This window comes from Nonomuraea sp. NPDC004702 (assembly GCF_053601695.1).
Window position 1 is genome coordinate 229978 of the sequence record NZ_JBSGCE010000003.1, and the last position, 24692, is coordinate 254669.

General features: G+C 72.4%; 25 protein-coding genes. 12 read left to right on the plus strand and 13 right to left on the minus strand.

What is annotated here, in order from left to right; genetic code table 11:
- Nucleotides 1-38: 38 nt before the first annotated feature.
- Together ACWEJ6_RS06005 and ACWEJ6_RS06010 are read left to right on the plus strand one after the other, a co-directional pair.
- On the plus strand, nucleotides 39-1286 hold the full coding sequence (locus tag ACWEJ6_RS06005; RefSeq protein ID WP_452421642.1) for a PP2C family protein-serine/threonine phosphatase: 1248 nt from the start codon (nucleotides 39-41) through the stop codon (nucleotides 1284-1286).
- On the plus strand, nucleotides 1265-1621 hold the full coding sequence (locus tag ACWEJ6_RS06010) for an STAS domain-containing protein (RefSeq protein ID WP_452421644.1): 357 nt from the start codon (nucleotides 1265-1267) through the stop codon (nucleotides 1619-1621). The genes ACWEJ6_RS06005 and ACWEJ6_RS06010 overlap by 22 nt, the downstream gene beginning before the upstream one ends.
- 4 nt (nucleotides 1622-1625) lie before the next feature.
- Here ACWEJ6_RS06010 and ACWEJ6_RS06015 read toward each other — a convergent pair whose 3' ends face one another.
- From ACWEJ6_RS06015 to trpB, 3 genes are read right to left on the minus strand one after another with little or no spacing between them, the layout of a single operon-like run.
- Complete coding sequence (locus tag ACWEJ6_RS06015; protein ID WP_364335892.1) at nucleotides 1626-2381, minus strand: GntR family transcriptional regulator; 756 nt, start codon at nucleotides 2379-2381, stop codon at nucleotides 1626-1628.
- A gap of 9 nt (nucleotides 2382-2390) precedes the next feature.
- The gene (gene trpA / locus ACWEJ6_RS06020; RefSeq protein ID WP_387674882.1) at nucleotides 2391-3188 is read right to left on the minus strand and encodes a tryptophan synthase subunit alpha; all 798 of its coding nucleotides are present in this window, start codon (nucleotides 3186-3188) and stop codon (nucleotides 2391-2393) included.
- Nucleotides 3185-4387 (minus strand): tryptophan synthase subunit beta, encoded by a 1203-nt coding sequence (trpB, locus tag ACWEJ6_RS06025; RefSeq protein WP_452421647.1) that lies wholly within the window; start codon nucleotides 4385-4387, stop codon nucleotides 3185-3187. The genes trpA and trpB overlap by 4 nt, the downstream gene beginning before the upstream one ends.
- A 140-nt stretch (nucleotides 4388-4527) precedes the next feature.
- On the opposite strand from trpB, the gene ACWEJ6_RS06030 reads away from it, so the two are divergent.
- Entirely contained in the window at nucleotides 4528-5334 is an 807-nt protein-coding gene (locus ACWEJ6_RS06030) for a prolyl oligopeptidase family serine peptidase (protein WP_452421649.1), read from the plus strand.
- Between the two features lie 6 nt (nucleotides 5335-5340).
- On the opposite strand, the gene ACWEJ6_RS06035 is transcribed toward ACWEJ6_RS06030, so the two are convergent.
- Nucleotides 5341-6306, minus strand: a complete 966-nt coding sequence (locus ACWEJ6_RS06035; protein ID WP_452421651.1) for a helix-turn-helix transcriptional regulator — start codon at nucleotides 6304-6306, stop codon at nucleotides 5341-5343.
- Nucleotides 6307-6358: 52 nt separating this feature from the next.
- Here ACWEJ6_RS06035 and ACWEJ6_RS06040 point away from each other — a divergent pair, with 52 nt between their 5' ends.
- Nucleotides 6359-7504, plus strand: coding sequence for an epoxide hydrolase family protein (locus ACWEJ6_RS06040; RefSeq protein ID WP_452421653.1), 1146 nt, complete (start codon nucleotides 6359-6361; stop codon nucleotides 7502-7504).
- Between the two features lie 28 nt (nucleotides 7505-7532).
- Here the strand turns inward: ACWEJ6_RS06040 and ACWEJ6_RS06045 are convergent, their stop codons facing one another.
- Together ACWEJ6_RS06045 and ACWEJ6_RS06050 are read right to left on the minus strand one after the other, a co-directional pair.
- Complete coding sequence (locus ACWEJ6_RS06045) at nucleotides 7533-8180, minus strand: response regulator (protein WP_452421655.1); 648 nt, start codon at nucleotides 8178-8180, stop codon at nucleotides 7533-7535.
- Complete coding sequence (locus tag ACWEJ6_RS06050; RefSeq protein ID WP_452421657.1) at nucleotides 8177-9319, minus strand: sensor histidine kinase; 1143 nt, start codon at nucleotides 9317-9319, stop codon at nucleotides 8177-8179. Before ACWEJ6_RS06050 ends, ACWEJ6_RS06045 begins: the two co-directional genes overlap by 4 nt.
- Before the next feature lie 110 nt (nucleotides 9320-9429).
- On the opposite strand from ACWEJ6_RS06050, the gene ACWEJ6_RS06055 reads away from it, so the two are divergent.
- Nucleotides 9430-10563 carry an alpha/beta hydrolase family protein gene (locus ACWEJ6_RS06055; protein WP_452421659.1) on the plus strand — a complete coding sequence of 378 codons (1134 nt, stop codon included), beginning with the start codon at nucleotides 9430-9432 and terminating at the stop codon, nucleotides 10561-10563.
- A 213-nt stretch (nucleotides 10564-10776) separates the two neighbouring features.
- Here ACWEJ6_RS06055 and ACWEJ6_RS06060 read toward each other — a convergent pair whose 3' ends face one another.
- Together ACWEJ6_RS06060 and ACWEJ6_RS06065 are read right to left on the minus strand one after the other, a co-directional pair.
- Nucleotides 10777-11640, minus strand: coding sequence for an alpha/beta fold hydrolase (locus ACWEJ6_RS06060; RefSeq protein WP_452421661.1), 864 nt, complete (start codon nucleotides 11638-11640; stop codon nucleotides 10777-10779).
- Nucleotides 11641-11799: 159 nt separating this feature from the next.
- Nucleotides 11800-12414, minus strand: coding sequence for a TetR/AcrR family transcriptional regulator (locus ACWEJ6_RS06065; protein ID WP_452421663.1), 615 nt, complete (start codon nucleotides 12412-12414; stop codon nucleotides 11800-11802).
- 270 nt (nucleotides 12415-12684) lie between these two features.
- On the opposite strand from ACWEJ6_RS06065, the gene ACWEJ6_RS06070 reads away from it, so the two are divergent.
- On the plus strand, nucleotides 12685-13269 hold the full coding sequence (locus ACWEJ6_RS06070) for a DinB family protein (RefSeq protein ID WP_387674844.1): 585 nt from the start codon (nucleotides 12685-12687) through the stop codon (nucleotides 13267-13269).
- Nucleotides 13270-13777: 508 nt separating this feature from the next.
- Nucleotides 13778-14590 carry a hypothetical protein gene (locus tag ACWEJ6_RS06075; RefSeq protein WP_452421665.1) on the plus strand — a complete coding sequence of 271 codons (813 nt, stop codon included), beginning with the start codon at nucleotides 13778-13780 and terminating at the stop codon, nucleotides 14588-14590.
- A 212-nt stretch (nucleotides 14591-14802) separates the two neighbouring features.
- On the opposite strand, the gene ACWEJ6_RS06080 is transcribed toward ACWEJ6_RS06075, so the two are convergent.
- Nucleotides 14803-15093, minus strand: a complete 291-nt coding sequence (locus ACWEJ6_RS06080; protein WP_452421667.1) for a hypothetical protein — start codon at nucleotides 15091-15093, stop codon at nucleotides 14803-14805.
- Between the two features lie 202 nt (nucleotides 15094-15295).
- On the opposite strand from ACWEJ6_RS06080, the gene ACWEJ6_RS06085 reads away from it, so the two are divergent.
- Entirely contained in the window at nucleotides 15296-16093 is a 798-nt protein-coding gene (locus ACWEJ6_RS06085; RefSeq protein WP_452421669.1) for a maleylpyruvate isomerase family mycothiol-dependent enzyme, read from the plus strand.
- Between the two features lie 285 nt (nucleotides 16094-16378).
- Here the strand turns inward: ACWEJ6_RS06085 and ACWEJ6_RS06090 are convergent, their stop codons facing one another.
- Nucleotides 16379-17416 (minus strand): hypothetical protein, encoded by a 1038-nt coding sequence (locus ACWEJ6_RS06090; protein ID WP_452421671.1) that lies wholly within the window; start codon nucleotides 17414-17416, stop codon nucleotides 16379-16381.
- 1450 nt (nucleotides 17417-18866) lie between these two features.
- On the opposite strand from ACWEJ6_RS06090, the gene ACWEJ6_RS06095 reads away from it, so the two are divergent.
- Entirely contained in the window at nucleotides 18867-19388 is a 522-nt protein-coding gene (locus ACWEJ6_RS06095) for a GNAT family N-acetyltransferase (RefSeq protein ID WP_452421673.1), read from the plus strand.
- A 356-nt stretch (nucleotides 19389-19744) separates the two neighbouring features.
- On the opposite strand, the gene ACWEJ6_RS06100 is transcribed toward ACWEJ6_RS06095, so the two are convergent.
- Entirely contained in the window at nucleotides 19745-20323 is a 579-nt protein-coding gene (locus ACWEJ6_RS06100) for a TIGR03086 family metal-binding protein (RefSeq protein ID WP_452421675.1), read from the minus strand.
- 20 nt (nucleotides 20324-20343) lie between these two features.
- Nucleotides 20344-20655 carry a hypothetical protein gene (locus ACWEJ6_RS06105; RefSeq protein WP_452421677.1) on the minus strand — a complete coding sequence of 104 codons (312 nt, stop codon included), beginning with the start codon at nucleotides 20653-20655 and terminating at the stop codon, nucleotides 20344-20346.
- 419 nt (nucleotides 20656-21074) lie between these two features.
- On the opposite strand from ACWEJ6_RS06105, the gene ACWEJ6_RS06110 reads away from it, so the two are divergent.
- The 3 genes from ACWEJ6_RS06110 (at nucleotide 21075) to ACWEJ6_RS06120 (ending at nucleotide 23699) form a co-directional block, all read left to right on the plus strand.
- Nucleotides 21075-21671 carry a TetR/AcrR family transcriptional regulator gene (locus ACWEJ6_RS06110; RefSeq protein WP_387674825.1) on the plus strand — a complete coding sequence of 199 codons (597 nt, stop codon included), beginning with the start codon at nucleotides 21075-21077 and terminating at the stop codon, nucleotides 21669-21671.
- A gap of 217 nt (nucleotides 21672-21888) precedes the next feature.
- Nucleotides 21889-22632 carry an SDR family NAD(P)-dependent oxidoreductase gene (locus tag ACWEJ6_RS06115; protein ID WP_452421679.1) on the plus strand — a complete coding sequence of 248 codons (744 nt, stop codon included), beginning with the start codon at nucleotides 21889-21891 and terminating at the stop codon, nucleotides 22630-22632.
- Nucleotides 22633-22739: 107 nt separating this feature from the next.
- Entirely contained in the window at nucleotides 22740-23699 is a 960-nt protein-coding gene (locus tag ACWEJ6_RS06120) for an RNA polymerase sigma-70 factor (protein ID WP_452421681.1), read from the plus strand.
- A gap of 8 nt (nucleotides 23700-23707) precedes the next feature.
- Here the strand turns inward: ACWEJ6_RS06120 and ACWEJ6_RS06125 are convergent, their stop codons facing one another.
- Complete coding sequence (locus ACWEJ6_RS06125) at nucleotides 23708-24685, minus strand: helix-turn-helix transcriptional regulator (RefSeq protein ID WP_452421683.1); 978 nt, start codon at nucleotides 24683-24685, stop codon at nucleotides 23708-23710.
- Nucleotides 24686-24692 lie beyond the last annotated feature (7 nt).

Genomic DNA, 24692 nt, shown 5'->3' on the forward strand with positions numbered 1-24692 from the left:
ACCGCGCGGCGGCCCTTCAGGGGCACGAACTCCCCGCCGTGCCGGGCCAGGCGACGCTGGACCGGGTGGCCTCGCTGGCGGCGCGCATGTTCCAGGCCCCCATGGCGACCGTGACGTTCGCCGGTGACGAGGGGGTGCGCCGGGTGGCCGCCCACGGCACGCCGGCCGGCTCGTTCCCCGGCGGCTGCGAGGAGAGCCTGTGCGCTGCCGTGCTCGCGCGGGGCGAGGTGTGCGTGATCCCGGACGTCACGGCCGACCCCGCGATGGCCGCCGATCCGTCCGGCGGGACCGGCGTGCGCTTCTTCGCGGCGGCCCCGATCACCGTCCCCGACGGCCGCTGCGTGGGCAGCGTCAACGTCATGGACGTCCGTCCCCGGCAGGCCGCGGACGAGGACGTCAGCGCCCTGCGCGATCTGGCCGCCCTGGTCATGGACGAGCTGGAGCTGCGCCTGGCCGCCTCGCGCACCCTGGCCACCGAGCGCGCGTTGCGCGCCGACGCCGAGCGCCTGGCGCGCACCCTGCAGCAGACGCTCGTCCCGCACACCCTGCCGGAGGTGCCGGGCCTGCGCGCGGCCGCCGCCTACCACCCCGTCTCGGTGGACGAGGTCGGCGGCGACTTCTACGACCTGTTCCCGCTCGACGGCAACCGCTGGGCGTTCTTCCTCGGGGACGTCTGCGGCAAGGGCGCCGACGCGGCCGTGCTGACCTCGCTCGTCCGCTACACCCTGCGCGCCGCCGCCGTCTACGACCCCGACCCGTGCGCGGTGCTGGCCAACCTGGACGCGGTCCTGCAGCAGGAGCACGCCGGTCAGGTCATGCCGCCGCCGTACTGCACGGCGGTCTTCGGCGTGCTCGACCCGGTGGCGGGCGGCTTCGAGGTCACGCTGGCGGGCGGCGGGCATCCGCCCTCGCTGGTGGTGCGCGCCGCAGGCGCGGTCGAGGCCGTCCATCCCGAGGGCGGGCAGCTCATCGGCATCCTGCGCGACCCGTACTTCGCCCAGGTGAGCACCCGTCTGGGGCCCGGCGACGCCCTCCTGCTCTACACCGACGGCCTGACCGAGGCGCGCACCGGCACCGGGGCCAGGCTGGACGAGGAGGGCCTGGCCGCCCACCTGGCCGCCGCCGCCCCCACCAGCGCCGACGGCCTGCTGGCCACGGTGCACAAACTGATCACGACCCTCGGCGACGGCGTGTCGGACGACACCGCGGTGCTCGCCCTGTCCGTCCCCGCCCGCTCGACGGGCGTCTGTTCTGAGGAGCCCCAGTGCAGCACGACCACGGTCTGACCATCACCTCTCAGCCCCACTCGGGACGCGTCCGCATCCTCACGGTGGCCGGCGACCTCGACCACCACACCTCCCCCCGCCTGCACGAGGCCCTGGACGAGCTCGGCCTCGCGCCGGGCGACGGCCTGGTGATCGAGATGTCGGGGCTGCGGTTCTGCGACTCCACCGGCATCTCCGTGCTGGTCAGCGCCCATCAGCGGGCCCAGGACGCGGGCGCCGGCCTGGCGCTGGCCGGGCTCAGCCCGGACATCGAGCACCCGTTCAAGATCATGGGGCTGACCCGCCTGCTGTCCTTCCACGACGACGTCGACAAGGCCGTCGCCGCCCTGCAGTGAGGCGCTAGCTGGTGGCCCGCCAGGCGAGCGAGAGGCCGGTGGCCGCCCGTTCGGTACGGATCTCCATCATGGTGCCCAGGATGGTGGCGTGGTCGGACACGACGGGAACGCCGTCGGGCGTGTAGGTGATCCGGGTGCTGACCAGCACGGCGCTGCCCTCGGGCTCGTGCAGGCGGCGCGCGGCGGCGGCGTCGAGCAGGCCGGGCCCGACCACCTCCGACGCGCGGGCGACCGCCACCCCCGCGTCGGCGAGCGCCGCGTAGAGGGAGACGGCGGTGAAGTCACGGTCGCGGATCTGGTCGGCCACCGGCCTGCGCACCCACGACACCTGATGGACGGCCGGCCGCCCGGCGAACTCCCGCACCCGCTCCAGCCGCAGGGCCGTGTCGCCGGGACGCAGCCGCAGCTCCGCGGCGATCCGGTCGGGGGCCCGGCGCATCGCCCGCCCGGCCACCACGGTCCGCACGTCATGGCCCTGTTCCCGCAGGTCGTCGGCCAGGCTGCGGAGCGAGCCGAGCTGGTAGGCCAGGTGGGGCGGGGCCACGTACGTGCCCTTGCCGGGCCGCTGCACGATCAGGTGCTCGTCGCTGAGCTCACGCAACGCCTGGCGCAGCGTCATGAGGGTGACCCCGTAGGAGGCGCTCAGCTCCCGTTGCGGAGGAAGCGCCTCCCCGGGGGCGTAATGGCCCGACCGGATCTTCGCGGCGAGGTCGGCGGCGATGGCGCGGTATCTCGCCTCGTGCCCGGCGTCGGGGGTCATCGTGGTGCGTCACTCCTGGTCGAGGGCCTTCCGCAGGGTCGCGACGAAGGCCCGCAGGTCGTCCGGCCCGGCGCCGTCGAGCACCCGCCGCATGACCGCGGCCCCGACCACCACTCCGTCGGCGTGCCGGCCGGCCTCCCGCGCCTGGTCAGGCGTGGAAATGCCAAATCCTAGCAAGATCGGCCGGTCGGTGCTGCGTCTGAGCCGGGCGGTGAGCTCCGCCGCCGAGGCGGCCAGGGTGGCCCGCTCGCCGGTGGTGCCCATCAGCGACACCGCGTAGACGAATCCGCGGCTGCGGCGCGCGATCTCGGCCAGCCTCGGCTCCGGCGTCGCCGGTGAGGCCAGCAGGACCAGGTCGATCCCGGCGGCGGCGGCCACGTCCGCCAGCTCGTCCGCCTCGTGCACCGGCAGGTCGGGCACGATCAGGCCGTCGACGCCGGCCCGCCGGAGCGCCGCGCAGAACGCCTCGGGCCCGTCGTGCAGCACGAGGTTGTAGTAGGTGCTGGCGATCAGCGGCACGCCCACGTCCCGCACGTCGGCGAGATCGGCGAGGATCCGGCGGGTGCTCGCCCCCCGGGCCAGCGCCGCCTGACTCGCCTGCTGGACGGTGACGCCGTCCAGCGTGGGGTCGGAGAAGGGCAGGCCGACCTCGACGGCGTCCGCGCCGGCCGCGGCGAACGCCCGCAGGTAAGCCGTCCACCCGGGCGTGATGCCGCCGGTGACGTACGGCATGAGCAGGGCGCGGCCGGTGTCCCGGCGGGCACGCAGGTGGCGCTCGACCGCGCCGGGGGTCAGGATGTCGGTCACAGCAGCTCCTTCAGGGCGGAGACGTCCTTGTCGCCCCGGCCCGACAGCGTCATCAGGACGGTCGATCCGGCGGGCAGCTCGCCGCCGGCCGCGCGGATCACCCAGGCCAGGGCGTGCGCCGATTCGAGCGCCGGGACGATGCCCTCGGTGCGCGCCAGCCGCAGCGCCGCGGCGACGGCCTCCTCGTCGGTCACCGTGACGTACCGGGCCCGGCCCAGTTCGCGCAGGTGGGCGTGCTCGGGGCCGACGCCCGGGTAGTCGAGTCCGGCGGCGACGGAGTGGGCCTCGACGATCTGGCCGTCGTCGTCCTGGAGGAACAGCGAGCGGCAGCCGTGCAGGACGCCGAGCCTGCCGCGGGCCGCCCCGGCGCCGCCCTCCGCCTCGACGCCGACGAAGCGCGCCGTGGTGCCGGCGAAGCCAGCGAACGTGCCGGCCGCGTTGGAGCCGCCGCCGACGCAGGCGACGACGTGGTCCGGGACGCCGGTCGGCTGGCCGGCCGCGAACTGGGCGCGCGCCTCCTCGCCGATGACCCGCTGGAACTCCCTGACCATCCACGGGTAGGGGTCCGGCCCGATGACCGAGCCGACGCAGTAGTGGGTGTCGCCGGTGACGCCGACCCAGTGCCGCATGGCCTCGCTGGTGGCGTCCTTGAGCGTGCGGCTGCCCGTGGTGACCGGGACCACCTCGGCGCCCAGCATGCGCATGCGGAAGACGTTCAGGCCCTGCCGCTCGATGTCCCGCTCGCCCATGAAGACGGTGGCCTCCAGCCCGAGCAGCGCGGCGGCGGTCGCGGTGGCCACGCCGTGCTGGCCCGCTCCCGTCTCGGCGATCAGCCGGCGCCGTCCCATCCGCCTGGCGAGCAGCGCCTGGCCCAGCACGTTGTTGATCTTGTGGGAGCCGGTGTGGGTGAGGTCCTCGCGTTTGAGGAGGAGCCGCACGCCCAGCTCCCCCGACAGCCGGCGGGCCGGGGTCAGCGGGGTCGGCCGTCCGGCGTGCAGCGCGAGCAGTTCGGCCAGCTCGCCGCGGAAGCCGGGGTCCGCCCACGCCTGCCGGAACGCCTCGTCCACCTCACGGCACGCCTCCACCAGGGACTCCGGCGCGTACCGGCCGCCGTACTCGCCGAACCGGCCGCGGGCTCCCGGCTCGCCCATCGGCCCGGCCGCCGGGGCGGGCTCGCGCAGTGGCGTCGCTTCTCGCATCCTGCTCACCTCGTTCTATAACTCTGACAAGAGTTCTATAACAGTGAGTGTGGCATGGCGACCGCCGGCCGCGCCACCCCGGCCCCGACTACGTCGCGGCGAACGGGGAATCTGGCACTTTCCAGTCGGAGGAGATCGTGATGAGCACTGAGGAGAGCGAGGGCGTGCGTCACGGGTGGGTGGACGACGTCCCCGTGGCATGGATCGAGCCGCCGGCCGGCGCGGGCGGAGCCACCGTGGCGTTGTGGCTCCCGCACCTGGGCGGCAGCACGAAAGCCTGCCTGCCCGCCATGCGCGAGCTGGCCGGACAGGGAATGACCGCCGTCAGCCTGGACCCGTGGCGGCACGGCCGGCGCGGCGGTGAGAGCGCCGCGCAGCTGACCGAGCGCGTCCTGGGCGACTTCCGCCAGGAGATGTGGCCGCTGCTGGGCCGTACGACGGTGGAGTGCGTCCGGGTCCTGGACTGGGCGGCCGCAGAGTTCGGCGCGGGACCCGGCGCGGTCGCGGGCGGGGTGTCGATGGGCGGCGACTGCGCGGTGGCGCTGGCCGGACTCGACCACCGGGTACGCAGGGTGGCGGCCGTCGCGGCCACCGCCGACTGGACCCGTCCGGGCATGTGCGCGCTGGACGACCCGGCCCGCCTCCTGCCGCAGGGGCACGCGGGCCGCCATGCCCAGTGGTGGTTCGACCGCCTGAACCCGCTCACCAACATCGGCGCCTACGCCCACGGCCCGGCCATCGCCTTCGAGTGCGGCGCCGACGACAGCCACGTGCCGCCGCAGGGCGCGCTGCGCTTCCGCGAGACGATCGAGCACGTCTACCCCCGGCACGCCGGCCGGATCAGGGTGACCGTGCACCCCGGAAGGGGCCACCTGGACGCGGCCCGCGACCCGGAACTGACCCGCCGGTGCCTGGCCTGGCTCGCTCAGCCCGACGGGCAGCCGTAGCCGCGGTCACGCCGGATCGGCATCGGGGACGGCTTCGAGGAGACGGGCGGCGAGGGCGCGGACGTGCCGGACGAGCTCGGGCGGCTCGTGCACCTCGAACGGCACGCCGAGCTGCGCGACCCACATCGCCAGCTCGTCCAGCGAGTGCGACCCGGCGGACAGGACGCAGGAGCCGTCGCCGGCCGGCTCGACCACCGCCATGGTCGGCGGCATCCGGGCGGCGACGACATCCGCCGGCGCCCGCACCGTGAACCGCCCCTGGTAGCGGTAGGGATCGACGGAGATCCGCTCGGAGACGTAACGCACGAGGTCGGCGGCGGGCGGCTCGCGAGGCGTGAAACGCGGGCCGTTCGGGGTGTGCAGCCGCAGCCGGTCGACGCGGAACGTGCGCCAGTCCGCCCGGCCGGTGTCCCAGGCCACCAGGTACCAGCGGCGACCCGAGTTGACCAGCCGGTACGGCTCCGCGGCACGGCGATCCCCGGCGCCGTCGTGGGAGCGGTAGTCGAACCGCAGGCTCTCCCGGCGGCGGACCGCCGCGGCGATCGCCGTGAGCGCGGCCGGGTCCACCGCCTCCGCAGCCCCCGCCAGCGGGACCGTGACCGAACGCAGGTCGCCGACGCGGTGCCGGAGCCGGGCCGGCAGCACCTGTTCGAGCTTGGCCAGGGCCCGGACCGAGGTCTCCTGGATGCCGGTCACGCCGGAGACCGCCGCCGTGCCGAGCCCGATGGCGACCGCGACCGCCTCCTCGTCGTCGAGCAGCAGCGGCGGGAGCCCGGCCCCGGCGCCGAGCCGGTATCCGGCCGTGCCCGGGGTGGCGTCCACGACGTAGCCGAGCTCGCGCAGCCGGTCGACGTCGCGGCGGACCGTGCGGGGCGAGACGCCGAGCCGTTCGGCCAGCTCTGCGCCCGACCACTCCCTGGGGGTCTGCAACAGCGACAACAGGCGCAACAAACGCGCCGACGTCTCCAGCATGCCGTTCATCCTAGGACCGAAGCTGTCCTAAGCCTTGTCTACGGTCATGGACATGAACGACGACCCGCGCATCCACCCGTTCCGCATCGACATCCCGCAGGCCCAGCTGGACGACCTCCGCGCCCGGCTGGCGGCGACCCGCTGGCCGGACGAGCTGCCCGGCGTCGGCTGGTCCTACGGCGTCCCGGTGGGCTACGCGAAGAGGCTGGCCGAGTACTGGCGCACCTCGTTCGACTGGCGGGACGCCGAGCGGCAGCTGAACGCCTTCGAGCAGTTCACCACCCTCATCGACGGGCAGAACGTGCACTTCCTGCATGTCCGCTCCCCCGAGCCCGGCGCGCTGCCGCTGATCGTCACGCACGGCTGGCCGGGCTCGGTCGCCGAGTTCATGAACGTCATCGGCCCGCTCACCGACCCGGCGGCCCACGGCGGCGACCCGGCCGACGCCTTCCACGTCGTCGCCCCCTCGATCCCCGGCTTCGGCTTCTCGGGCCCCACCACCGAGCCCGGCTGGGACCTGGAGCGGGTCGCGCGGGCGTGGGCCGAGCTGATGGATCGCCTCGGCTACCCCCGGTACGGCGCGCAGGGCGGTGACAGCGGCTCGGTGATCTCGCCGATGCTCGGCCGCGCCGCGCCAGGGAACGTCGTCGGCGTGCACGTCAACGGCGCGCTCGGGTTCCCCAGCGGCGACCCGGCCGAGCTGCGCGAGCTCACCCCCGCCGAGCTCGCCCGCCTCGCTCAGTACCAGGACCAGGACCGGGCCGGTTACGCGATCATCCAGGCGACCCGCCCGCAGACCCTCGCGTTCGGGCTGCACGACTCCCCCGCCGCGCAACTGGCGTGGATCGTGGAGAAGTTCAAGGAGTGGACCGACCCCGCCCGCGAGCTGCCCGAGGACGCGGTGGACCTCGACCAGTTGCTCACCGACGTGAGCGTCTACTGGCTCACCGGGACCGCCGCCTCCTCGGCCCGCCTCTACAAGGAGGGACAGAAGGGCTGGGGCGCGGTGGCCGAGTACTCCGGGCTGCCGCACGGCGTCGCCGTCTTCCCCGGGGACGCCGGGGTGCGCCGGATCGCCGAGCGCGAGCACAACGTCGTGCACTGGTCGGAGTTCGACCGCGGCGGCCACTTCGCCGCCATGGAGGCCCCCGACCTGCTCGTCGAGGACGTCAGGACCTTCTTCCGCCCCCTGCGCTGACTCCTCGGGTCGGCGTCGTGCGGGACGGTCAGCCCAGGTCGGCGTCGTGCACGAGGATGGCGGCCTGCACCCGGTTGGCCAGGGCCAGCTTGCTCAGCACCCGGCTGACGTGCGCCTTCACCGTGGCCTCCGTCAGCCTGAGCTCCCGGCCGATCTCGGCGTTCGACAGGCCGCGGGCCACGGCCCTGATCACGTCCTCCTCCCTGGCCGTCAGCGCCGCGAGCCGCCTGCGCGCCGACTCGGCACGGGAGGGCGCCCGGTCCACGAACGAGCCGATCAGCCGCTTGGTGACGGTGGGGGACAACATGGCCTGGCCCGCCGCGACCGTCCGGACGGCGGCGGCCAGGTCGCGCGGCGGGGTGTCCTTGAGCAGGAAGCCCACCGCGCCGAGCCGGAGCGCCTCGTGGACGTACTCGTCCAGGTCGAACGTGGTGAGCATGATCAACTTGGGCGCGTCCGGGGCGGCCAGGATGCGGGCGGCGGCGGTCAGGCCGTCGGTGCCGGGCATGCGCACGTCCATCAGGACCACCTCCGGCCTGAGCCGGGCCACCGCGGCCACGGCTCCGTCGCCGTCGGCCGCCTCGCCGACGACCACGATCTCGCCCGCCGCCTCCAGGATCAGCCGCAACCCCGACCTGACCAGCGCCTCGTCATCCACGACCAGGACGCGGATCATGCGGCGGGGATCCCGGCCAGCACCTGGAAGCCGCCCTCGTCCCGGGGACCGGCCTCCAGCCTGCCGCCGGCCAGCTCGACGCGTTCGCGCAGCCCCACCAGGCCCCAGCCCGAGCCGGGCAGGTCGCCGTCCGCCGCCGCGCAGGACCGGTTCCGGATCAGCACCTCCAGCTCGGCCGGCCGGTATCGGACGTAGACGTCGGTCTCGGCGTCGCCCGCGTGTTTGTGCACGTTGGTCAGCGCCTCCTGGACCACCCGGTAGGCGGTGCGCTCCGCGGTGGGCGGCAGCGGGCGGGGGCGTCCCTCGTCGTGGCGGTTGACCACGATGCCCAGGGCCCGGGACTGGTCGAGCAGGCGGTCGAGGTCGGCCAGCGTGGGCTGCGGGCCGCGTCCCGGATCGGGCGAGCGCAGCACGCCCAGCACCTCCCGCAGGTTCGTCAGCGCCTCCCTGCCCACGCCGCCGATGAGCGCGGCGGCCTCGGCCGTACGGGCGTCGGGGGCGTTGACCTCCAGCGCCCCGGCGTGCAGCACCATCAAGGACACCCGGTGGGCGACCACGTCGTGCATCTCCCGCGCGATGCGCGCCCGCTCCTGGTCGCGCGCCTGGTCGGCGCGGAGCACCTGCTCGCGCAGCAACTGCTCGGACTGCTCGCGCATCGCGTCGAGCACCTGCCGCCGGGCGCCCACCCACAGGCCGGCGACCAGCGGCAGCGCGAGCATCGCGCCGCCCATCAGCAGTACGTTGACGGCAGTGCCCGCGACCAGCGCGCGATACCCCTCGTTCCAGGACGACACCAGCCCCGCGAGCGCGAACAGCGCGACCGCGCCGGCGACGTAGAGCCACAGGTCGCGACGGCGGCGGAGCCGCGTGCCCGCGTAGTAGGAGGCCACCACCGCGGCGGGCCACATCACCAGCCAGAGGTGGGCCACCGCGCCCACCGCGACGAGCGGCCACAACCACCGCCGCCCGAGTGCCGCGGCCACCCCGCAGCACGCCGCCACCGCCACGAGCACCGGCAGGGGCAGCGCGGACCGCACCCCTGCCGAACCGGTCACCGAGGCCATGGACAGCAGGAGAACCGTCGTGCCGAGCGCCCACGGCGTGACCCGTTCGGCGATCGTCGATGTCCGGTCAATCATGGCCAGAGGCTACAAGTCCCGGCAGGCCACCCATCCCCTACGAAAGTCGCACATGGCCTGTGACTTTCGCCGGGGACGGTTCGGCGGGGGTGCGCGGCACGGTGGAGCGCATGCACAAGATCCTTGTCGCGGGTGCCCTCGCGCTCGCCGCCACCACTCCGCACCCCGCCCAAGCCGCGGCTGCTGAAGCCGTGACCACCGCGCCCGTGACCGCGCTGCCCGCGCCGACCGGCCCGTACCCGATCGGCAAGGTGGACCTGCACCTGGTGGACCGCGGCCGCCCCGACCCCTGGGTGACCGGCCGCGACGCCCGCGAGCTGATGGTCTCCCTCTGGTACCCAGCCCACAGAGGGACGGGCAGGCCGGCGCCGTACCTCACGCCGGAGGAGTCGGAACTGGTCCTCAAGGGCGTGCCGCAGCTCAAGGACCTCCCGTCCGACACGCTCGCCAGGACCAGGACGCACGCCCGCGCCGACGCCCCCGCGGTCAGGCGGAAGGGCGGATGGCCCCTGGTGGTCCTGTCGCCCGGCATGACGCTGCCCCGCGCGACGATGACCTCGCTGGCCGAGGAGTTCGCCACCCGCGGCTACCTGGTGGCGGCCGTCGAGCACACCTACGAGTCGGTCGCCACCACCTTCCCCGACGGCCGTACCGTCACCTTCGAGGCCGGCAAGGCCGGTCAGACCCCTGAGACGGGCGAGAAGGTGGCCCGGGTCAGGGCCGCCGACACCGAGTTCGTCCTCGACGAGCTGGACCGGAGCAGGCGCTGGAACGCGCTGATCGACGAGCGGCGCATCGCGATGGTCGGACATTCGGTCGGCGGCCAGAGCGCCGCGCACCTGCTGCCCGCCTCCCGGCGGATCAAGGCGGTGGTCAACCTCGACGGCACCTACAACCCGAAGACCCCCGCCCAGCCGCTGGACAAGCCCTTCATGATGATCGGCAACCCCCGGCACCAGCCGAGATCCGGCGGCCCCGACGGCTCGTGGGACACGTTCTGGCCGCACGTGACGGGCGACTGGAAGCGGTGGCTGACCGTGACGGGGGCCGAGCACATGAGCTTCATCGACTACGCGGTGCTCCAGCCGCAACTCGGCCTGCCCAAGACCCCGATCGACGGCGAACGCGTCATCGCGATCACCCGCAGGTACGTCACCGCCTTCTTGGACCTGCACCTCAAGCACAAGCCCGCCCCCGCCCTGGACAGGCCGTCACCGGACTGGCCCGAGGTGCGCTTCTGGTGACCACACCCGGAGCTCCGCTTCCGGCGAAGCGCGGCCCAGGCGATCCACGGCCGAGGCACTGTCCCGGCCGTGCGCGGTGCGGGGGATGAGAGCGCCGGGGACAGCGGCATCTCCAGGTCGACCAGCCGGCAGGAGCCGTCCGGTACGACGGTGACGTTGTTCGGCGTCAGGTCCCGCGACAGGAAGCCCCGGTCGTGCACGGCAGGTTGTCGGTTATCGCCCGGTGTGCCGGAGGATCGCGGCGGAGATCCGAGGAATCACCGGCGGCGGGAACCCGTGCCCCATTCCCTCGATGGGCAGGAACTCGCTGCCGGGAATCGCCGCCGCCAGGGCCTGGCCGTGAGCGAAGGGCGCCATGGGATCGTCCGAGCCGTGAATCACCAGAGTAGGAGCGGTGATCGAGCCGACCAGCCCGGAACGGTCGCGGGAGGCGAAGGCCGCGAGGATGTGGTTCTTCGAGGCGTGGCCCGCCTCGGTGGCGTTCTCGATCTCCCGCTCGATGATCGCGCGCGTGGCCGCCTCGTCGAACGCCGTCAATCGTCCGGCGAGAATGCGGGCCAGCTTGAGATGCGATTCGACGTGCTCCTCCCGGGTGCCGGGCGGGTTGGCGATCTGTTCGGCGTCCCAGGCGGCCAGTCGTGGATCGCGTGCCGTGCCCCGGAAGGTGTTGGTCGCGGGGTCGAGGGGCTCGGCGCTCGACATGATGACCGTCAGGCTGCGCAGCCGGTCAGCGTGTTCGAGCGCGATCTCCTGGGCGATCATGCCGCCCATCGACGCGCCGACCACGTCCGCCGTGGCGACGCCCAAGCCGTCGAGCAGGCCGATCGCGTCCTGGGCGAGGTCGATCATGGTGTACGGGTTCGCCTCGTAATCCACGCGGCCGGACAGCCCGGTGTCGCGGTTGTCGTAGCGGATGACGTACCGGCCTTCCTTCTGGAGAAGGCGGCAGAGCTCGTCGGGCCAGGTGGCGCCTCGGGCGCCGAGCCCCATCACGAGCAGCAGCGCGGGGTCGGCCGGGTCACCGAACGTCTCGCACCACAGGCGGATCCCGTTGGCCTCGACCATGCGTTCCATCATTCTGCCCCTCGTTCTGGCTCGCACCAGTGGCGACGACTGGCGCTACGACGTCCCGTACGAGGACGGGCGCGCACGGACCGTGCGCCGAGTCCGCTCCCACAGCGCCCTCCCATGAGCAAAAAGTATATACACGTTAACTTTTTACTTGATCCAGAGCCGTCACAATCCAGCCGGCACCTGCAGGACGGCGAGCATCTGGGCCCGCAGGTGCACGCTCAGCGCCCCGATGTCATCGCTCAGCCGGGCGGCGAGCACCGCCGTCACCATCCCCATGACGGAGGTGACGGCGATCCGCGCCGCGAGGTCCGACAGCTCCGGCCGTACCTCGATCAGCAGCCCGACCCATTCCTCACGTATCTGCCGCATCCGGCGGTTGAGCCGCCGCCGATCCTGCTCCGGCAGCCACAGCAGCTCGGCCTGCATGATCAGGGTCAGACTCCGGTTCTCGACGGAGGACCGGGAGAACCAGTCCACCAGGGCGATCAGCGCCTCCTGCGGGTCCCGGTCCCGGTCGGCCAGCGCGGCTTGCGTCCCCTCCTGAAGGCGTTCCAGCGACAACTCGATCAGGGCGAGGAGGATGGCCTGCTTGCCGGGGAAGTGCCGGTAGACCGCGGGGCCGGAGATGCCCACCGCGGCCCCGATGTCGTCGATCCCGGTGTCGGCGTAACCGCGCTCCACGAAGAGCCGGGCCGCCTGCAGCAGGATGACCCGCTTGCGCACCCCATGTTTGCGCCCCTGCGAGATGAGCGATTCCAGCTCGTCGGACTCGGCCACGTACGCACCTCTCTGAAAGAAACGGCAACCCCGGTTAACATATTGGATAGAGGCCGCCAGGCACACCGCGGAGGGGCACCCCGTCAGCTCCGGGCGGTTCCAGCACCTCGAACCCCTTCACCGCCACGTGCACCGCCGGCTCCCGCAGCGAGTTCGAGCCGGCCGTGAAGAGGCAGGTACGCGCGTCCACGCCTCCAGCCGTCCAGCGCTGGGCGACACACGCTTCGCCACCGTCTCCAGCGGGGGCGCAGCCTGACAGGATCGTGACCCATGATTGACGATTTCGCGAAGGACAACCTCCACGAGAGACTGCGACGGGACCGCAAGGCGCTGCTCTGGAAACTCGACGGCCTGTCCGAATACGACGCCCGCCGACCTTTGACAGTGACCGGGACCAACCTCCTCGGCCTGGTCAAACACCTGGCCACCGTCGAGGCCAGGTACTTCGGCGAGGTCTTCGACCGCCCTTCCCCGGAACCGCTGCCCCGATGGCAGGACTCCGACGGCAGCGATCTGTGGGCGACCGAGGACGAGACTCGCGATCAGATCATCGGGTTCTACCGGCGCACGTGGGAACACTCGGACGCGACGATCAACGAGCTGCCCCTCGACGCCCCCGGCCACGTGCCGTGGTGGCCGGAGTCAACGCCGGCCTGGCACATGAACCTGTTCGCCATCATGGTCCACGTGCTCGGCGAGTCCACCCGGCATGCCGGGCACGCCGACATCCTGCGCGAGGGCCTCGACGGCCGGACCGGGTCGCGCGCCGAATACGAGGAGCAGATCGACGAGGCAGCCCGTGCCGCCTACTGCGCGAAGATCGAGCAGGCCGCCAGGACGGCCCGAACCAACTAGGGCTCGACCCGCATCGCGCCACCGTGGCCGCGCCCTTGGCGGGCCACGGTTCACCTCCGCCCCCACCGGATTCCGGGGAAGGCGTCCTCGTCGCGCGGGTCCGTCCCGACCTCGGCGCAATCGACAGACGTCCTCGGCCGAGGAGGATGCCGCTCACAGCCACTCCGTTCGGTGGCCGGGGTAGCCGAACCGGTACGGCGTGGCGGTCATCCGCAGCGTCCGGCACGGGTATCCGGGCCGAGGAGGAACACTCGCCGCGAACCAGCAGCCATGAGCCCTCGCCGCCCACCGGAGCTCCCGCTGACTTCACCTTCAGGAAGGGCGCAGTGATGTCGGATCGCCCGCCCACCTGGTCTCCCGCAGGGCCGGGAGCCGCGGCCTCCATGGTGGGCACGCAAGGTCCGCCTTGGAGGCGCACTTCGATGAACGGGCTTCGCCGTACTGGACGGGATGTCTGGCTGAACCCTCCAGGCCGGCGGGGCGTCCTCTTGGTATGAAGAGATCGCGGTTGACCGTCATCGCGCTGCTCGCGTCGTTGTGCGCCTGCGGCCAGTCCGGTGCCGGCCCGGTGCCTTCTGTGGCCGGGACCGAGACGATCGTGTTGCCGCGGGCCGACCAGCCCAAAGCGCATCGGCCCACCCTGGAGCGGCTCAAGCGAGAGGCGGCGTCGTCGGGCCGCCCCCTGGAGGAGGTCGTCAAGCGGTACGCGACCCGGGTGGCTGCCACCTCCTCCCCCAGGCCGACGGACTTCGAGGGTTACGACCCTGCCGTGACCGACCCGGACATGGTCATCGACGGCATCCCCTACGCCGAGCTGGTCGACCTCGGGGCCGTCGCCAGATCGGAGGGCATCTCCTACGAGGAGGCCATCGACCGTTTCGGCTCACAGTCGTCCAACAGCCAGGTGATCGACAAACTGCATGCGGAGTTCCCTGACGAGATCTCCGGCGTCAGCTACGTCGACGGCCAGCGGGGGCTGCGCGTCGGCTTCAAGGGTCCCATCCCGGCTCGCGCGATCGAGCTGGCCAGGACCCTCCCCCTGGAGGTCACCCTGATCGGCGGCAAGGGATTCTCGGCCTCGGAGCTCCGGCAGGCCCAGGAGACGGTCGTCTCCTGGCTCCGGTCCCGTCCTGAGGTGGCCACGATGACGGCGCACCCAGATGAGGAGACCGGCCAGGTCAAGGTCACAATCCAGCCGAAGGTGATGCCGGACGATGCCGAGGAGTTCAAGCGTGGTCTTCAGCTCCCGCAGCCGGACAATCCGCGCATCACCGTCGAGGTCACGCTCTCCGCCGAATCGGTCGCCGTTCGGCCGCAGTGAAGGCCGCCGAAGCCCCCACGGCCCCAATTCAGCGCCCAACGAGCCCCCGTCATGACTCCGCCCGAACGCACTCTTGCCAGAGCCCTCACCGAGGTCGTCACCAGACTGGACCTCAGCGCCAGGCAGCTGACGGCCTGGGAGACACCGGCGACGCTCGGGCAACCACCTGAATGACGACCCGTTCGCCGAGCCGGCGATCGCGAGCCCTGTGATCACGGCAGATTCGACCGCTGCTGCCGGCCACGAAGCCTCTCCAGCGCGGCCGCAACCTCCTTGACCTGCTCAGGTTTCCGGGTGCTCCACTCGGAGACCTCGTTGAACCATCGGTTCCAGACCGCGCCCACAACCTCGGCTGTGACCTCTTCCTCACCGCGCACCAAAGCGGTCAGATCACGCACTTCAGGGTCGTACTCGTCCTCGGGAGCCCCCATGCCCAACAGGCCTTCGGGGTCGTACTGATTGATCAGCACACGGACAGCGGCGGCTACCTGATCATCCTTCATGCCTCCAGCATGCCCCTGCACCTCCGGGCCTTCCCATCACTCGCCGAACGTGCCTGGCAGGCCTTCGAACAGTCCTCGCAATCGGTGACCGCATGCTCAGTGCACAGCCCCAACCACTTGACCACTTCCGCCGCGGCCTCGTGCGCATTGACCGAACCGCTCCGCTTACCGGTCCCGGAATCGACGGTGATAGACATCCGGCGTGGAAAAGAACCTGGAGTTCCCTGACCTGCTGCGACTGATCGATGAACGGTCGACCGCCTTCCGCGCCACGGTCGCCGCCGCGCCCAGTCTCGACGCACCGGTGCCGACCTGCCCCGCGTGGAAGCTCTTCGATCTGGTGAAGCACCTGGGGGGAGGAGACCGTTTCTGGGCCGCCATCGTCGGCGCGGGGCCTGCCGACGCTCCCCCGGCCGAGGCCGCCGCCGCGCGCGCCGCGCTGGAAGTGCCGCGGGAGCGCGAGGCCCTGCTGGCCTGGCTTAAGGAGTCCACGCGACTTCTGCTGGACGTGCTGCGGGAGGCGGGCCCGGACGCCGGCTGCTGGGCGTGGTGGAGTGCCCTGCAGACGCCACGGACCTCCGGCGGAGTCGCCCGGCACCGGGTTCAGGAGAGCGCCGTGCACACGTACGACGCCCAGCTCGCCGCGGGCGCCCCGCAGCCGGTGCCGGCCGAGGTCGCCCTCGACGGTGTCGAGGAGTTCCTGTTCACCTGCGTCGCGACGCCCAGCGCCTGGCCGCACAAGCCCACAGCCTTCGACTTCCACGCCGCCGAGGGCCGCTCCTGGCGCCTCACGGTCGACGGCGACGGCGCACGCTCCATCCGCATCCCCGCGCCCACTGCCGCGCCCGGCGAGGACTGGGACGCAGCCGGCGCCTCCGTCCACGGCACGGCCAGTGAGTTGGTCCTCTACCTGTACGACCGTATCCAGGCCGACTCCTTGCACGTTGACGGAGACGCAACGCTGCTCGACCTGCTCCGCGCCTGGGAGCCGGAGGAGTAGGCCTCCAGGGACGATCGGACCGAGTCTTTGGCGCCATGACCACCGCGGCGACCTGATCGCCTTCGCCGCCCGCGAGCTACGAGGTCCGAGTCGCGCAGCCCGCGGTCCGAGGTGCGGTCCGGAGTGCGGTTCGGGCAGTCTGCGGCGCGCGGTGCGGCGTGTGGTTCTGGTTGTCTGCGGCGCGCGGTGCGGCGTGTGGTTCTGGTTGTCTGCGGCCGGGCGGGTGTTTCTGGTTGATGCCCGGTCCGCGCTGCCCGCAAGTCCGTTGCCCGGTGTCGCCCGCGGTCAGTCGGCCTGTGTCGCCTGTGGTTCGGGGCCGAGGGCTCGTTGGGTGAGTTCGGCGGCGACCGCTCGTTCCCGTAGGAGGGCGGCCTCGGCGCGTGCGGCGTCCAGTTCGGCCCGTACGTCCGCCAGGCGCATGCGCTCCAGCCGCAACTCCCCCAGCAGCTGGTCGCGTTCCTTGACCGCCGCCGCGGCCCGTACCTTCTCCCGGGCGTGTTGTCTGCGTTCCTTGGCCAGCGCCGCGGCGGCGTCCTCCTCGGCGGCCGCCAGCTTCCGGACCAGGTCGCCCACCTCGGTCGCGGCCTGGGCGGCCTCCCGCTGTGCGACCGCCCGGTCCCGCTCGGCCTCTGCGGCCGCACGCTCGGCACGTTCGGCCCGCTCAACGGCTCGCTCCCGCTCCTGCGCGGCCGCCTCCTCCCTGGCCGTGGCCGCGATCACCGCTCGCTCCGCCAGCTCGCGCGCCCGCCCGGCCGCCGCCGCCTCCTCCCGGGCGCGATCTCTCTCCTCCCGCGCCCGGTCCGCCTCCAGCCCGGCCTGTACGGCCTGCGCCCGCGCCTCCTCGGCCCGATCCTCGGCCGCCTCCGCCTGCTCGGCCAGCTCCTGGACGACCTGATCCCGGGTCTGCTCGGTCAGCTCCGCCTGGCGCGACGCCTCCTTCACCCGTCGTTCGGCCTGCTCGGCCCGCCGGACCGCCTTCTCGGCGGTCTGCAACGCCTGCCGTTCGGTGCTGGCCGCCTCGCGCAACGCGGCCAGGGCCTGCTCGCGGGCGCGTTCGGCGTCCTGCAGCGCCGTCTCGCGCTCGTTCTCGGCCTCCTCCAGCCGGGCTCGCATCTCGGCGGTCTGCCGGCGCGCGTGCTCGGTGGCCTCACGGGCCAGGCGTACCTGCTCGAAGGCCTGCTCACGTTCGGTGCGGGCGATCGCCACGCGCGTGTGCGCCTCTGCCTGGACGGCGCTCAGCTTGGCCTCGACCCCGGCCGGGCTCAGCTCGTCGGACAGGGCCTTGGCCAGCGGCTCGATGGCCGCGAGAAGCCCGGTCTCCATCCGGTCGTACAACTGCTCGGCCCTGGCCAGCGCTCCTTCCAGCCCGGGGGTGGCCCGCCGCAGCTCGCGCTCCCGCTTGGCCGCCGCCTGGCACCCCTTCTCCGGACAGTACGACTTCGGCCGCCCGCGCCCCGGCCGCTGCTCGATGGGAGCTCCACAATGCTTGCAAGGCGTCACCACGCCGACCTCCGCAGTCACGGCAACACCCTAACATTTTCTAATTTCTGGAAATTCAAATCCAGAAATTGACCATGCGCATGCGAGGTCGGGATGAAGTCGCCGCCGCAGCGACGTCCAGGATCGGTAGGACCTCGCCACCGCAGGTCAGCGTCCTGCCCGCGTGAACGGCCGGACGTCCGCCACTGAACGCAGACCCGGCCGCGCCGCCTCCGGCCCACCGGATGGACATGCAACGTCTCCGGCGTGTCGCCCTCTTCGCATCTCCGCCGCTCACCACAATGCCGTGCCGCACCGACAGTTCGTTCGTGTCCGCCGCCGTGCCAGCGTCCGCCACCGTGCCGGGCGTGACCACCAGCTCCACGTTCCCGCGCGCACACTCACAGGACGATGACCGCCTCGTAAGATTCGCGCCACCCTCGTCGGGCTCAGCGCCACGTCGCGCCACGCGGTGCGCAGGGCTGGCTGGCGGGGCAGCGTGAACACCCGGGCTCAGCGCCACGTCGCGCCACACGGTGCGCAGGGCTGGCTGGCAGGGCAGCGTGAACACCGTTATGAGCCCGCACGCGGTGACCGTGCGTTGCTGTGCCAGGACGCGCCCGCCGTGGCTGCGCGTGCGCCCGCCTGCGGCCGCCGGCGGTGGCTGTTCGTCCCTGTCGTGCCGGCGGAGCCGGCCGTCGAATTACCGGCTGTCAAGGAGTGGCACGGCGCCGCACATCGTGAGGGCCGCGGAATCATGGCGGCGTTCGCGCCGTCGCCCGGGGCGATCAAGGAGACAGGGCGGAGCTTCGGGGTGAGCGCGCCTGGCGATCAACTCCCGGCTCGGTCGAATCGCCGAGCGCCTCGACTCCGAGGTGAGCGCGCCTGACGATCAAGCCCCGGCTCGATCGAATCGTCGAACGTCTCGGCTTCGGGGAAGCTGCTCCGACGATCAAGTCCCGGCTCGCTTGAATCGCCGGGCGCCTCGACTTCGTAGCCACCCGGCCCGCTGCCCACGGGGGCCGACGTCGCGAGACGGCTGCGACGAGGGCGTCAAGGAGACCGGGGTCAGAGAGATTTGGACCGGAATCCGGCGTCAGCTGCGTTCTTTCGGGTCAGTGAACCCCTGCCGTCGCGGGCCGCCGAACGTCGTCAATGCCGGATTCCGCTCCGACGCACAGGGATTGGCGGGAAGACGGAACACCTGCCGCCGCTCGCGAGCCGCCCGGGATCCGGCAATCCGGCACATCGCGCACCAGGTGAGGGACTTAAACTGCACATCGTGTTTCCTCCAGTGAAGATCATCTCCAATGGGTTGGTGATTCGTGAGTTCGGGCCGCAGGATGCCGTGCCTGTGGCGGCATTCGTGGCCTCCGGGGATCGAACGGCCCTGCCGCCCGGCTCTCCACAGACGGTCGCCGACGTGCACGGGTGGCTGACCGACACCGTGCACCGGCGACGGCTGGACAGCGAGGGCGTACACCTGGCGATCGTGGAGCAGGCCACCGGCGAGATCGTCGGCAGTGTCGGGTTGCGCGACACAGACTGGGAGGCCGGCCGTACCGAGATCGGTTACGGAATTCACACTGGTCAGCGAGGTCGCGGCTACGCGACCGAGGCCGCGCGCGCGGTTGGACGGTGGGCGCTCGTCAACGATGGGATACGGCGTGTTCAGCTGCGCTCCCGGACCGACAACGCCGCTTCCCTAAGGGTTGCCGAGAAGGCCGGATACCAGCGGGAGGGCACGGTGCGGGTCGCGGAGCGCGACGGGTGCGAGGCTCATGACCTGGCCGTCTTCTCGATGATCGCCACATGAGCAGCCGCAGAGGCTGAAGAAAGCGCCGCTCGTGATCCGGGCGGACCTTCACCGACCAGTGGTCCGCCCTCGCCGCGCCGGTCACCGTGGCGGACCGGCGACGACCTCCAGCTCCACGTGGCGGGTCAGGTCGAGCTCGAAGCGCCCTTGATTACGCAGAGCCACCGCACCTCCGGTCGCTCCGACCCGAGTGGCCGGCCTTGGAGGCCGGCCACAGTCGAAGGTCGAGCCAAATCTCGTCGCTACCCCGCACCCGTGTAGATCGCACCGCTCAACGTGGCCGAGCTACTGATATCCCGGCTCAACTGGGCCCCGGACGGCAGAGCCCATGCTGCGCCGCCCGAGCCGGCCACGCCTCACCTGGCCCGATGCGGGGCGAGGTCGCGGCCGAGGAAGGCCAGCAGCCGCCGGTGGGCGGGTGCGCCTGCGGGCTGGTGAAGTTCGAGGCCGAACATTCCGGGGCGGCGGAAGGCGTCGAAGTCCATGCCGCGCATGGTGGCGAGCAAGTCGTCGCAGGCATGCTCGTCCACCAGCGTTTCCTGGTCGGTGGCGATCGCCAGGTCGACGCCGTGCACCAGGACCTCGGTCAGATGGATGAGTGCGGCCATCGGCCCGGGCACTTCCCCGAATCCCAGCCGCACGGTCGTCTTCAGGGCACCCTCGCGGCGCCAGGCCGCGAGGTCGAGCCGGGCGGCTCCGAGAAAGGCGCCCTGCGGGTCGGTGCCCAGCCAGTCATCCTCGTGCCGGCCGCCGGGGTCGGTGCCGGTGAGCTCGGCGGCGAAGATGCGCATGCCGCCGACGAGGTGGTTGAGCTCGGTGCGCACGTCCCATCCCGCGCAGGGTGTGGGGGCGGTGAGCCGCTCGTCGGTGATGCCCTTGACGATGGTCGTGGTCATGTGGACGGCCGGGTCGATCCGGCCGATGGTGTCGGTCATCTGGTTGCTCTTTTCGGTACTCATCGTGCTTGGGGATTGATCAGGTCCGGCCCGGGTTCACCGCTGAGGTTCACGGGTTGCCCCGGCTTTGAATCGGGCGGGCGAGAGGCGGACGGCGAGGGGTCCGCCGTAGCGGCGAACAGGGTCCGCGCCATCGGGTTGGCGATCGATGCGCCGATCACCGCGGTCGGGAACGGCAGGAAGGCGGCCAGGAGCAGGACCGGCGCGTGCCGGAACGCGAACCCCTTCGCCAGCCGGCGGACGACGTCCTTCAGCTGGTGGTGGCGGCGCCACACCCACCACGGCAGGACGAACGCCAGCGCGAACGCCAATGGGAGCCCCCGTTGGTCGACCAGGAAGTCCCACAGCCCCGGACTCCCCGTTGCTCCTCGTCCGGGAGCTCCGGCGCCACCGCCGGCAGCGTCATCGCGATCGCGAAGATCGCATCAGTGAAGAAGGCCGACCTCTCGGGAGCGAGCCCATGCTCCGGCCGCACATCTGCGTTCGCTGGTGCGCTTGTCGGTACCAGGCGTCCTCGTCGCCGGCCGGGATGGCCCGTGCGGTTCCGATCACCTCGCCCAGGTCGGCCCGCCGTGGGGAGCGAAGCACGCCGTACGAAGGGACTCGAAGAGGAACTTCACGGCGGACTCCCCTCATGGAGCGAGACGGAACGCGACCGTCTCGACATGTCGCACCATAGCCCCGGCCCGACCCGAGACGCAACCGTTCCGTCTCGGGTAAGCTCGGCGGCATGAGTCGATCGCCAGCAGCTCGCCCGCCCGGCGGGCCCGTGCTTCAGGGCGCCGTCACCGACGCGATCCGCACTGCCTTCCTCGAAGAGCTCGCCGAGGTCGGCTACGGAAGGTTGTCGCTGGAGGCCGTGGCCCGGCGTGCCGGCTCGGGCAAGGCCGCCATCTACCGGCGCTGGCCGTCCAAGGAAGCCGTGACCATCGACCTGATCACCCAAGTCTCCATCGCCGCAACCGACACCCCCGACACCGGAACCCTGCGCGGCGACGTCCTGGCCTTCCTGACCGCAGTCGACGAGGCGCTCCGGCATCCACTGGTGTCGCGCATTCTGCCCGACCTGTTCGCCGCGGGCGTCCACCATCCCAACATCGCCGACTCCCTGCGCGACAGGGTCGGTGGAGCTCGACGCGAGAAGGCGGTCAACGTCCTGCGGCGGGCCGTGGAACGCGGAGAACTCGCGCCCGACACCGACTTCGAACTCGGCCTGGACCTGCTGGCGGGCCCCCTCTACTGGAGCACCACCGTCCGCCAGGCCCCCGCCGACCCGGCCCGCCTGCAGCGGCTCGCGGACAAGGTGGTGGCCGCCCTCGCGGCATGACGAGGTGCCATCCCACCACCCGGCGACTTCAGCGGCCGTGGCGACGCGACCGGAGAAGGACCACCGATGCTCTTCGGAAGCCCCCACCGGCAAACCCGGCACGGAAGTCGGTGACGGTCGTCGACCGAAGCCAGGCTGTACCCCAGCTCGGAACCAGCCCGTTGTGACGTCGCTCACAAGCTGTCACAGCCACGGAGGGGGTTCCGTCTTAGAGCGCATGACGAACACGGAACGCACCACCGCACTGATCACCGGCGCCAACAAGGGGCTCGGTCTCGAAGCCGCCCGCCGCCTCGGCGCACTCGGCTGGACGATCTTCCTCGGCTCCCGCGACGAGGCCCGCGGGCAGGCCGCCGCCGCCCGGCTGGCCGAGGACGGCATCGACGTGATCATGATCCCCCTGGACGTGACCTCCGACGCGTCCGTGAACGAGGCCGCGCGGCTCGTCCGCGAGCACACCGACCACCTGGACGTGCTGGTCAACAACGCCGGCGCGCCGGGGAACGCCGTCCCGCCCGCGGACGCCACCGCCGGGGAGATCCACGCGGTCTACGACACCAACGTCTACGGCCCGGTCAGGGTCACCCACGCCTTCCTGCCGCTGCTCCAGGCCGCCGAGAACCCGCGGGTGGTGATGGTGTCCAGCGGCGGCGGCTCCTTCGCCGTCGTCACCGATCCGGACCAGCCCGTCTCGAAGATGCACGAGCTCGCCTACAGCTCCTCCAAGGCGGCCCTGAACATGATCACCGTCCGGTACGCCCACGCGCTCCCGCACATCAAGTTCAACGTCGCCACCCCCGGCGAGACCGCCAACCACAAGTTCGCCGCCACCGACATGAACCGTCACACCGGCCTGCTGACGGTCACCGAGGGCACGGACTCGATCGTCCGGCTCGCGACCCTGGGCCCCGACGGCCCGACCGGCGTCTTCGTCGACCGCCTCGGCCCGATCGCGTGGTGACCTCCGTGCGCCACCGGACCGGCCTGCCTGGCCACGAGGAGGTCCAGCCGCACGACTACCCTGCTGGGCGTCGTACGCAAGCACCTCCGGACGGGAAGGCCGAGCAGATGAGCCGCGGTACAGGAGCCGACGCGACCGACTCCCTGGCGGAGGAGCCGGACGTGACCGGTTACCGGCCGCTGCTGTTCTCCATCGCCTACGGGATGACCGGTTCCGTGGGCGACGCCGAGGACATCGTGCAGGACGCGTTCCTGGGCCTGACCAGGGCGCGCAACGCGGGCACCGTGATCACCGAGCCGAAGGCGTACCTGACGACCGCGGTGACGCGGCTGGGCATCGACCACCTGCGCTCGGCGCGGGTGCGACGGGAGACGTACGTGGGCGAATGGTTGCCCGAGCCGGTCGTGGCGCACCCCGGCGAGCCGGGACCGGCCGAGCACGCCGAGCTGGCCGACTCGTTGTCGATGGCGTTCCTCGTGCTGCTGGAGTCCCTGTCGCCGGTGGAACGGGCGGTGCTCATGCTGCGCGAGGTGTTCGGGTACGGCTACCAGGACGTCGCGCGGATCACCGGCAAGACCGAGGTGAACTGCCGGCAGATCCTCGCCCGCGCCAGGCAGCGCGTCGCCGCCGGCCGGCAGTCCCGCGACAGCGCGCCGACCCAGGCGCGGCGGGCGGCGGGCGAGGAGCTGGCCCGCAGGTTCTTCGACGCGGCCGGCGGCGGCGACCTGGACGCGCTGCTCGGCATGCTCGCGCCCGACGTGGTCCTGCACGGGGACGGCGGCGGCAAGGCCCAGGCGATGGCCAGACCGGCGGCCGGGGCGCCCCGCGTCGTCAAGATGCTGGTCGCGGGGCTGCGCCGGGTCCGCGCGCTCGGCGTCACGGTACGGACGGCCTGGGTCAACGGCCGCCCCGGCGCGGTCATGTACGACGCCGAGGGACGCGTGGCGGGCGTGGTCGAGCTGGACGTCGCCGACGGCGTGATCCAGGCGATCCACTCGGTGGTCAACCCGGACAAGCTCGCCCATCTCGGCCCGGTCTCCGACGTCGCCCGCCTCCCGGAGAAGTGAGCCGGGGGTCAGGAGGAGGCTGCGGCGGTGTAGCGGCGGGCCAGCTGGGCGAAGGCGTCCTTGAGCTCGGCGGGGCCGACGACCTCGATGTCGGCGTCGAACCTGCCGAGCGCGGCCGCCAGCCCCAGCCACGACCACGATCCCATGACGATCCGGCAGCGGTCCGGCCCCGCCTCCTCGACGAGCCCGTCCCGGACGTAACGGGACACGACCGCCGCGGGCAGCGCGAGGATCACCTCGCCGCGGCAGGGCCAGTCGCCCGCCTCGTCCGAGCCCCGGAAGCGCGCGGTGACGAAGGCGGCCACCCCGCCGCCGGGCAGCTCGCGGGGGGTGAAGCGCGGCCCGGTGGGCGTGCGCGGCCGGATGCGGTCGGCGCGGAAGGTGCGCCAGTCCGCGCGGTCGAGGTCCCACGCGACGAGATACCAGCGGCCGCCCCAGGTGACGAGGTGGTGCGGCTCCACCCGCCGGGGCGGCGGCAGCGCGCCGCCGTCGTCCGCCTCCGACGGGTAGTCGAAGCGCAACACCTCACGGGCATGGACGGCGGCGCTGAGTGCGACGAGCACCCCGCCGGCCACCTGCGGCTCGGGCCGTGCGCCCGCCCGTTCGACGGCGGTCACCTGGAGGGTGTCGATCCGGTGGCGCAGCCGTGCGGGCATGACCTGCCGGACGGTGGTGAGCGCCCGCGCCGCGGCCTCCTCGATGCCCGCCCCGGCGGTGGCGGCGATCTGGAGCGCGATGGCAAGCGCGACGGCCTGCTCGTCGTCGAACAGCAACGGCGGCAGCTCGCTGCCCGCGTCGAGCCGGTAGCCGCCGTCGGGGCCCTTGATCGCCGCGATGGGGTAGCCGAGGTCGCGCAGACGGTCGACGTCGCGGCGCACGGTGCGCGGGCTGACCTCCAGCCGTTCGGCGAGCAGCGCCCCCGGCCAGTCGCGGCGCATCTGGAGCAGCGAGAGCAGGGCCAGCAGGCGTGCCGAGGTCTTCTGCATGTTTCCC

What these genes read in the sequence shown, in the direction of transcription:
- ACWEJ6_RS06060 (WP_452421661.1), bottom strand. Translation starts at nt 11,640, where the DNA reads ATGATGGAACGCATGGTCGAGGCCAACGGGATCCGCCTGTGGTGCGAG.
- ACWEJ6_RS06110 (WP_387674825.1), top strand. Translation starts at nt 21,075, where the DNA reads ATGAGTCGATCGCCAGCAGCTCGCCCGCCCGGCGGGCCCGTGCTTCAG.
- ACWEJ6_RS06125 (WP_452421683.1), bottom strand. Translation starts at nt 24,685, where the DNA reads ATGCAGAAGACCTCGGCACGCCTGCTGGCCCTGCTCTCGCTGCTCCAG.
- ACWEJ6_RS06050 (WP_452421657.1), bottom strand. Translation starts at nt 9,319, where the DNA reads ATGATTGACCGGACATCGACGATCGCCGAACGGGTCACGCCGTGGGCG.
- ACWEJ6_RS06080 (WP_452421667.1), bottom strand. Translation starts at nt 15,093, where the DNA reads ATGAAGGATGATCAGGTAGCCGCCGCTGTCCGTGTGCTGATCAATCAG.
- ACWEJ6_RS06055 (WP_452421659.1), top strand. Translation starts at nt 9,430, where the DNA reads ATGCACAAGATCCTTGTCGCGGGTGCCCTCGCGCTCGCCGCCACCACT.
- ACWEJ6_RS06115 (WP_452421679.1), top strand. Translation starts at nt 21,889, where the DNA reads ATGACGAACACGGAACGCACCACCGCACTGATCACCGGCGCCAACAAG.
- trpB (WP_452421647.1), bottom strand. Translation starts at nt 4,387, where the DNA reads ATGCGAGAAGCGACGCCACTGCGCGAGCCCGCCCCGGCGGCCGGGCCG.
- ACWEJ6_RS06035 (WP_452421651.1), bottom strand. Translation starts at nt 6,306, where the DNA reads ATGCTGGAGACGTCGGCGCGTTTGTTGCGCCTGTTGTCGCTGTTGCAG.
- ACWEJ6_RS06070 (WP_387674844.1), top strand. Translation starts at nt 12,685, where the DNA reads ATGATTGACGATTTCGCGAAGGACAACCTCCACGAGAGACTGCGACGG.
- ACWEJ6_RS06045 (WP_452421655.1), bottom strand. Translation starts at nt 8,180, where the DNA reads ATGATCCGCGTCCTGGTCGTGGATGACGAGGCGCTGGTCAGGTCGGGG.
- ACWEJ6_RS06120 (WP_452421681.1), top strand. Translation starts at nt 22,740, where the DNA reads ATGAGCCGCGGTACAGGAGCCGACGCGACCGACTCCCTGGCGGAGGAG.
- ACWEJ6_RS06030 (WP_452421649.1), top strand. Translation starts at nt 4,528, where the DNA reads ATGAGCACTGAGGAGAGCGAGGGCGTGCGTCACGGGTGGGTGGACGAC.
- ACWEJ6_RS06090 (WP_452421671.1), bottom strand. Translation starts at nt 17,416, where the DNA reads ATGGAGACCGGGCTTCTCGCGGCCATCGAGCCGCTGGCCAAGGCCCTG.
- ACWEJ6_RS06015 (WP_364335892.1), bottom strand. Translation starts at nt 2,381, where the DNA reads ATGACCCCCGACGCCGGGCACGAGGCGAGATACCGCGCCATCGCCGCC.
- ACWEJ6_RS06100 (WP_452421675.1), bottom strand. Translation starts at nt 20,323, where the DNA reads ATGACCGACACCATCGGCCGGATCGACCCGGCCGTCCACATGACCACG.
- ACWEJ6_RS06040 (WP_452421653.1), top strand. Translation starts at nt 6,359, where the DNA reads ATGAACGACGACCCGCGCATCCACCCGTTCCGCATCGACATCCCGCAG.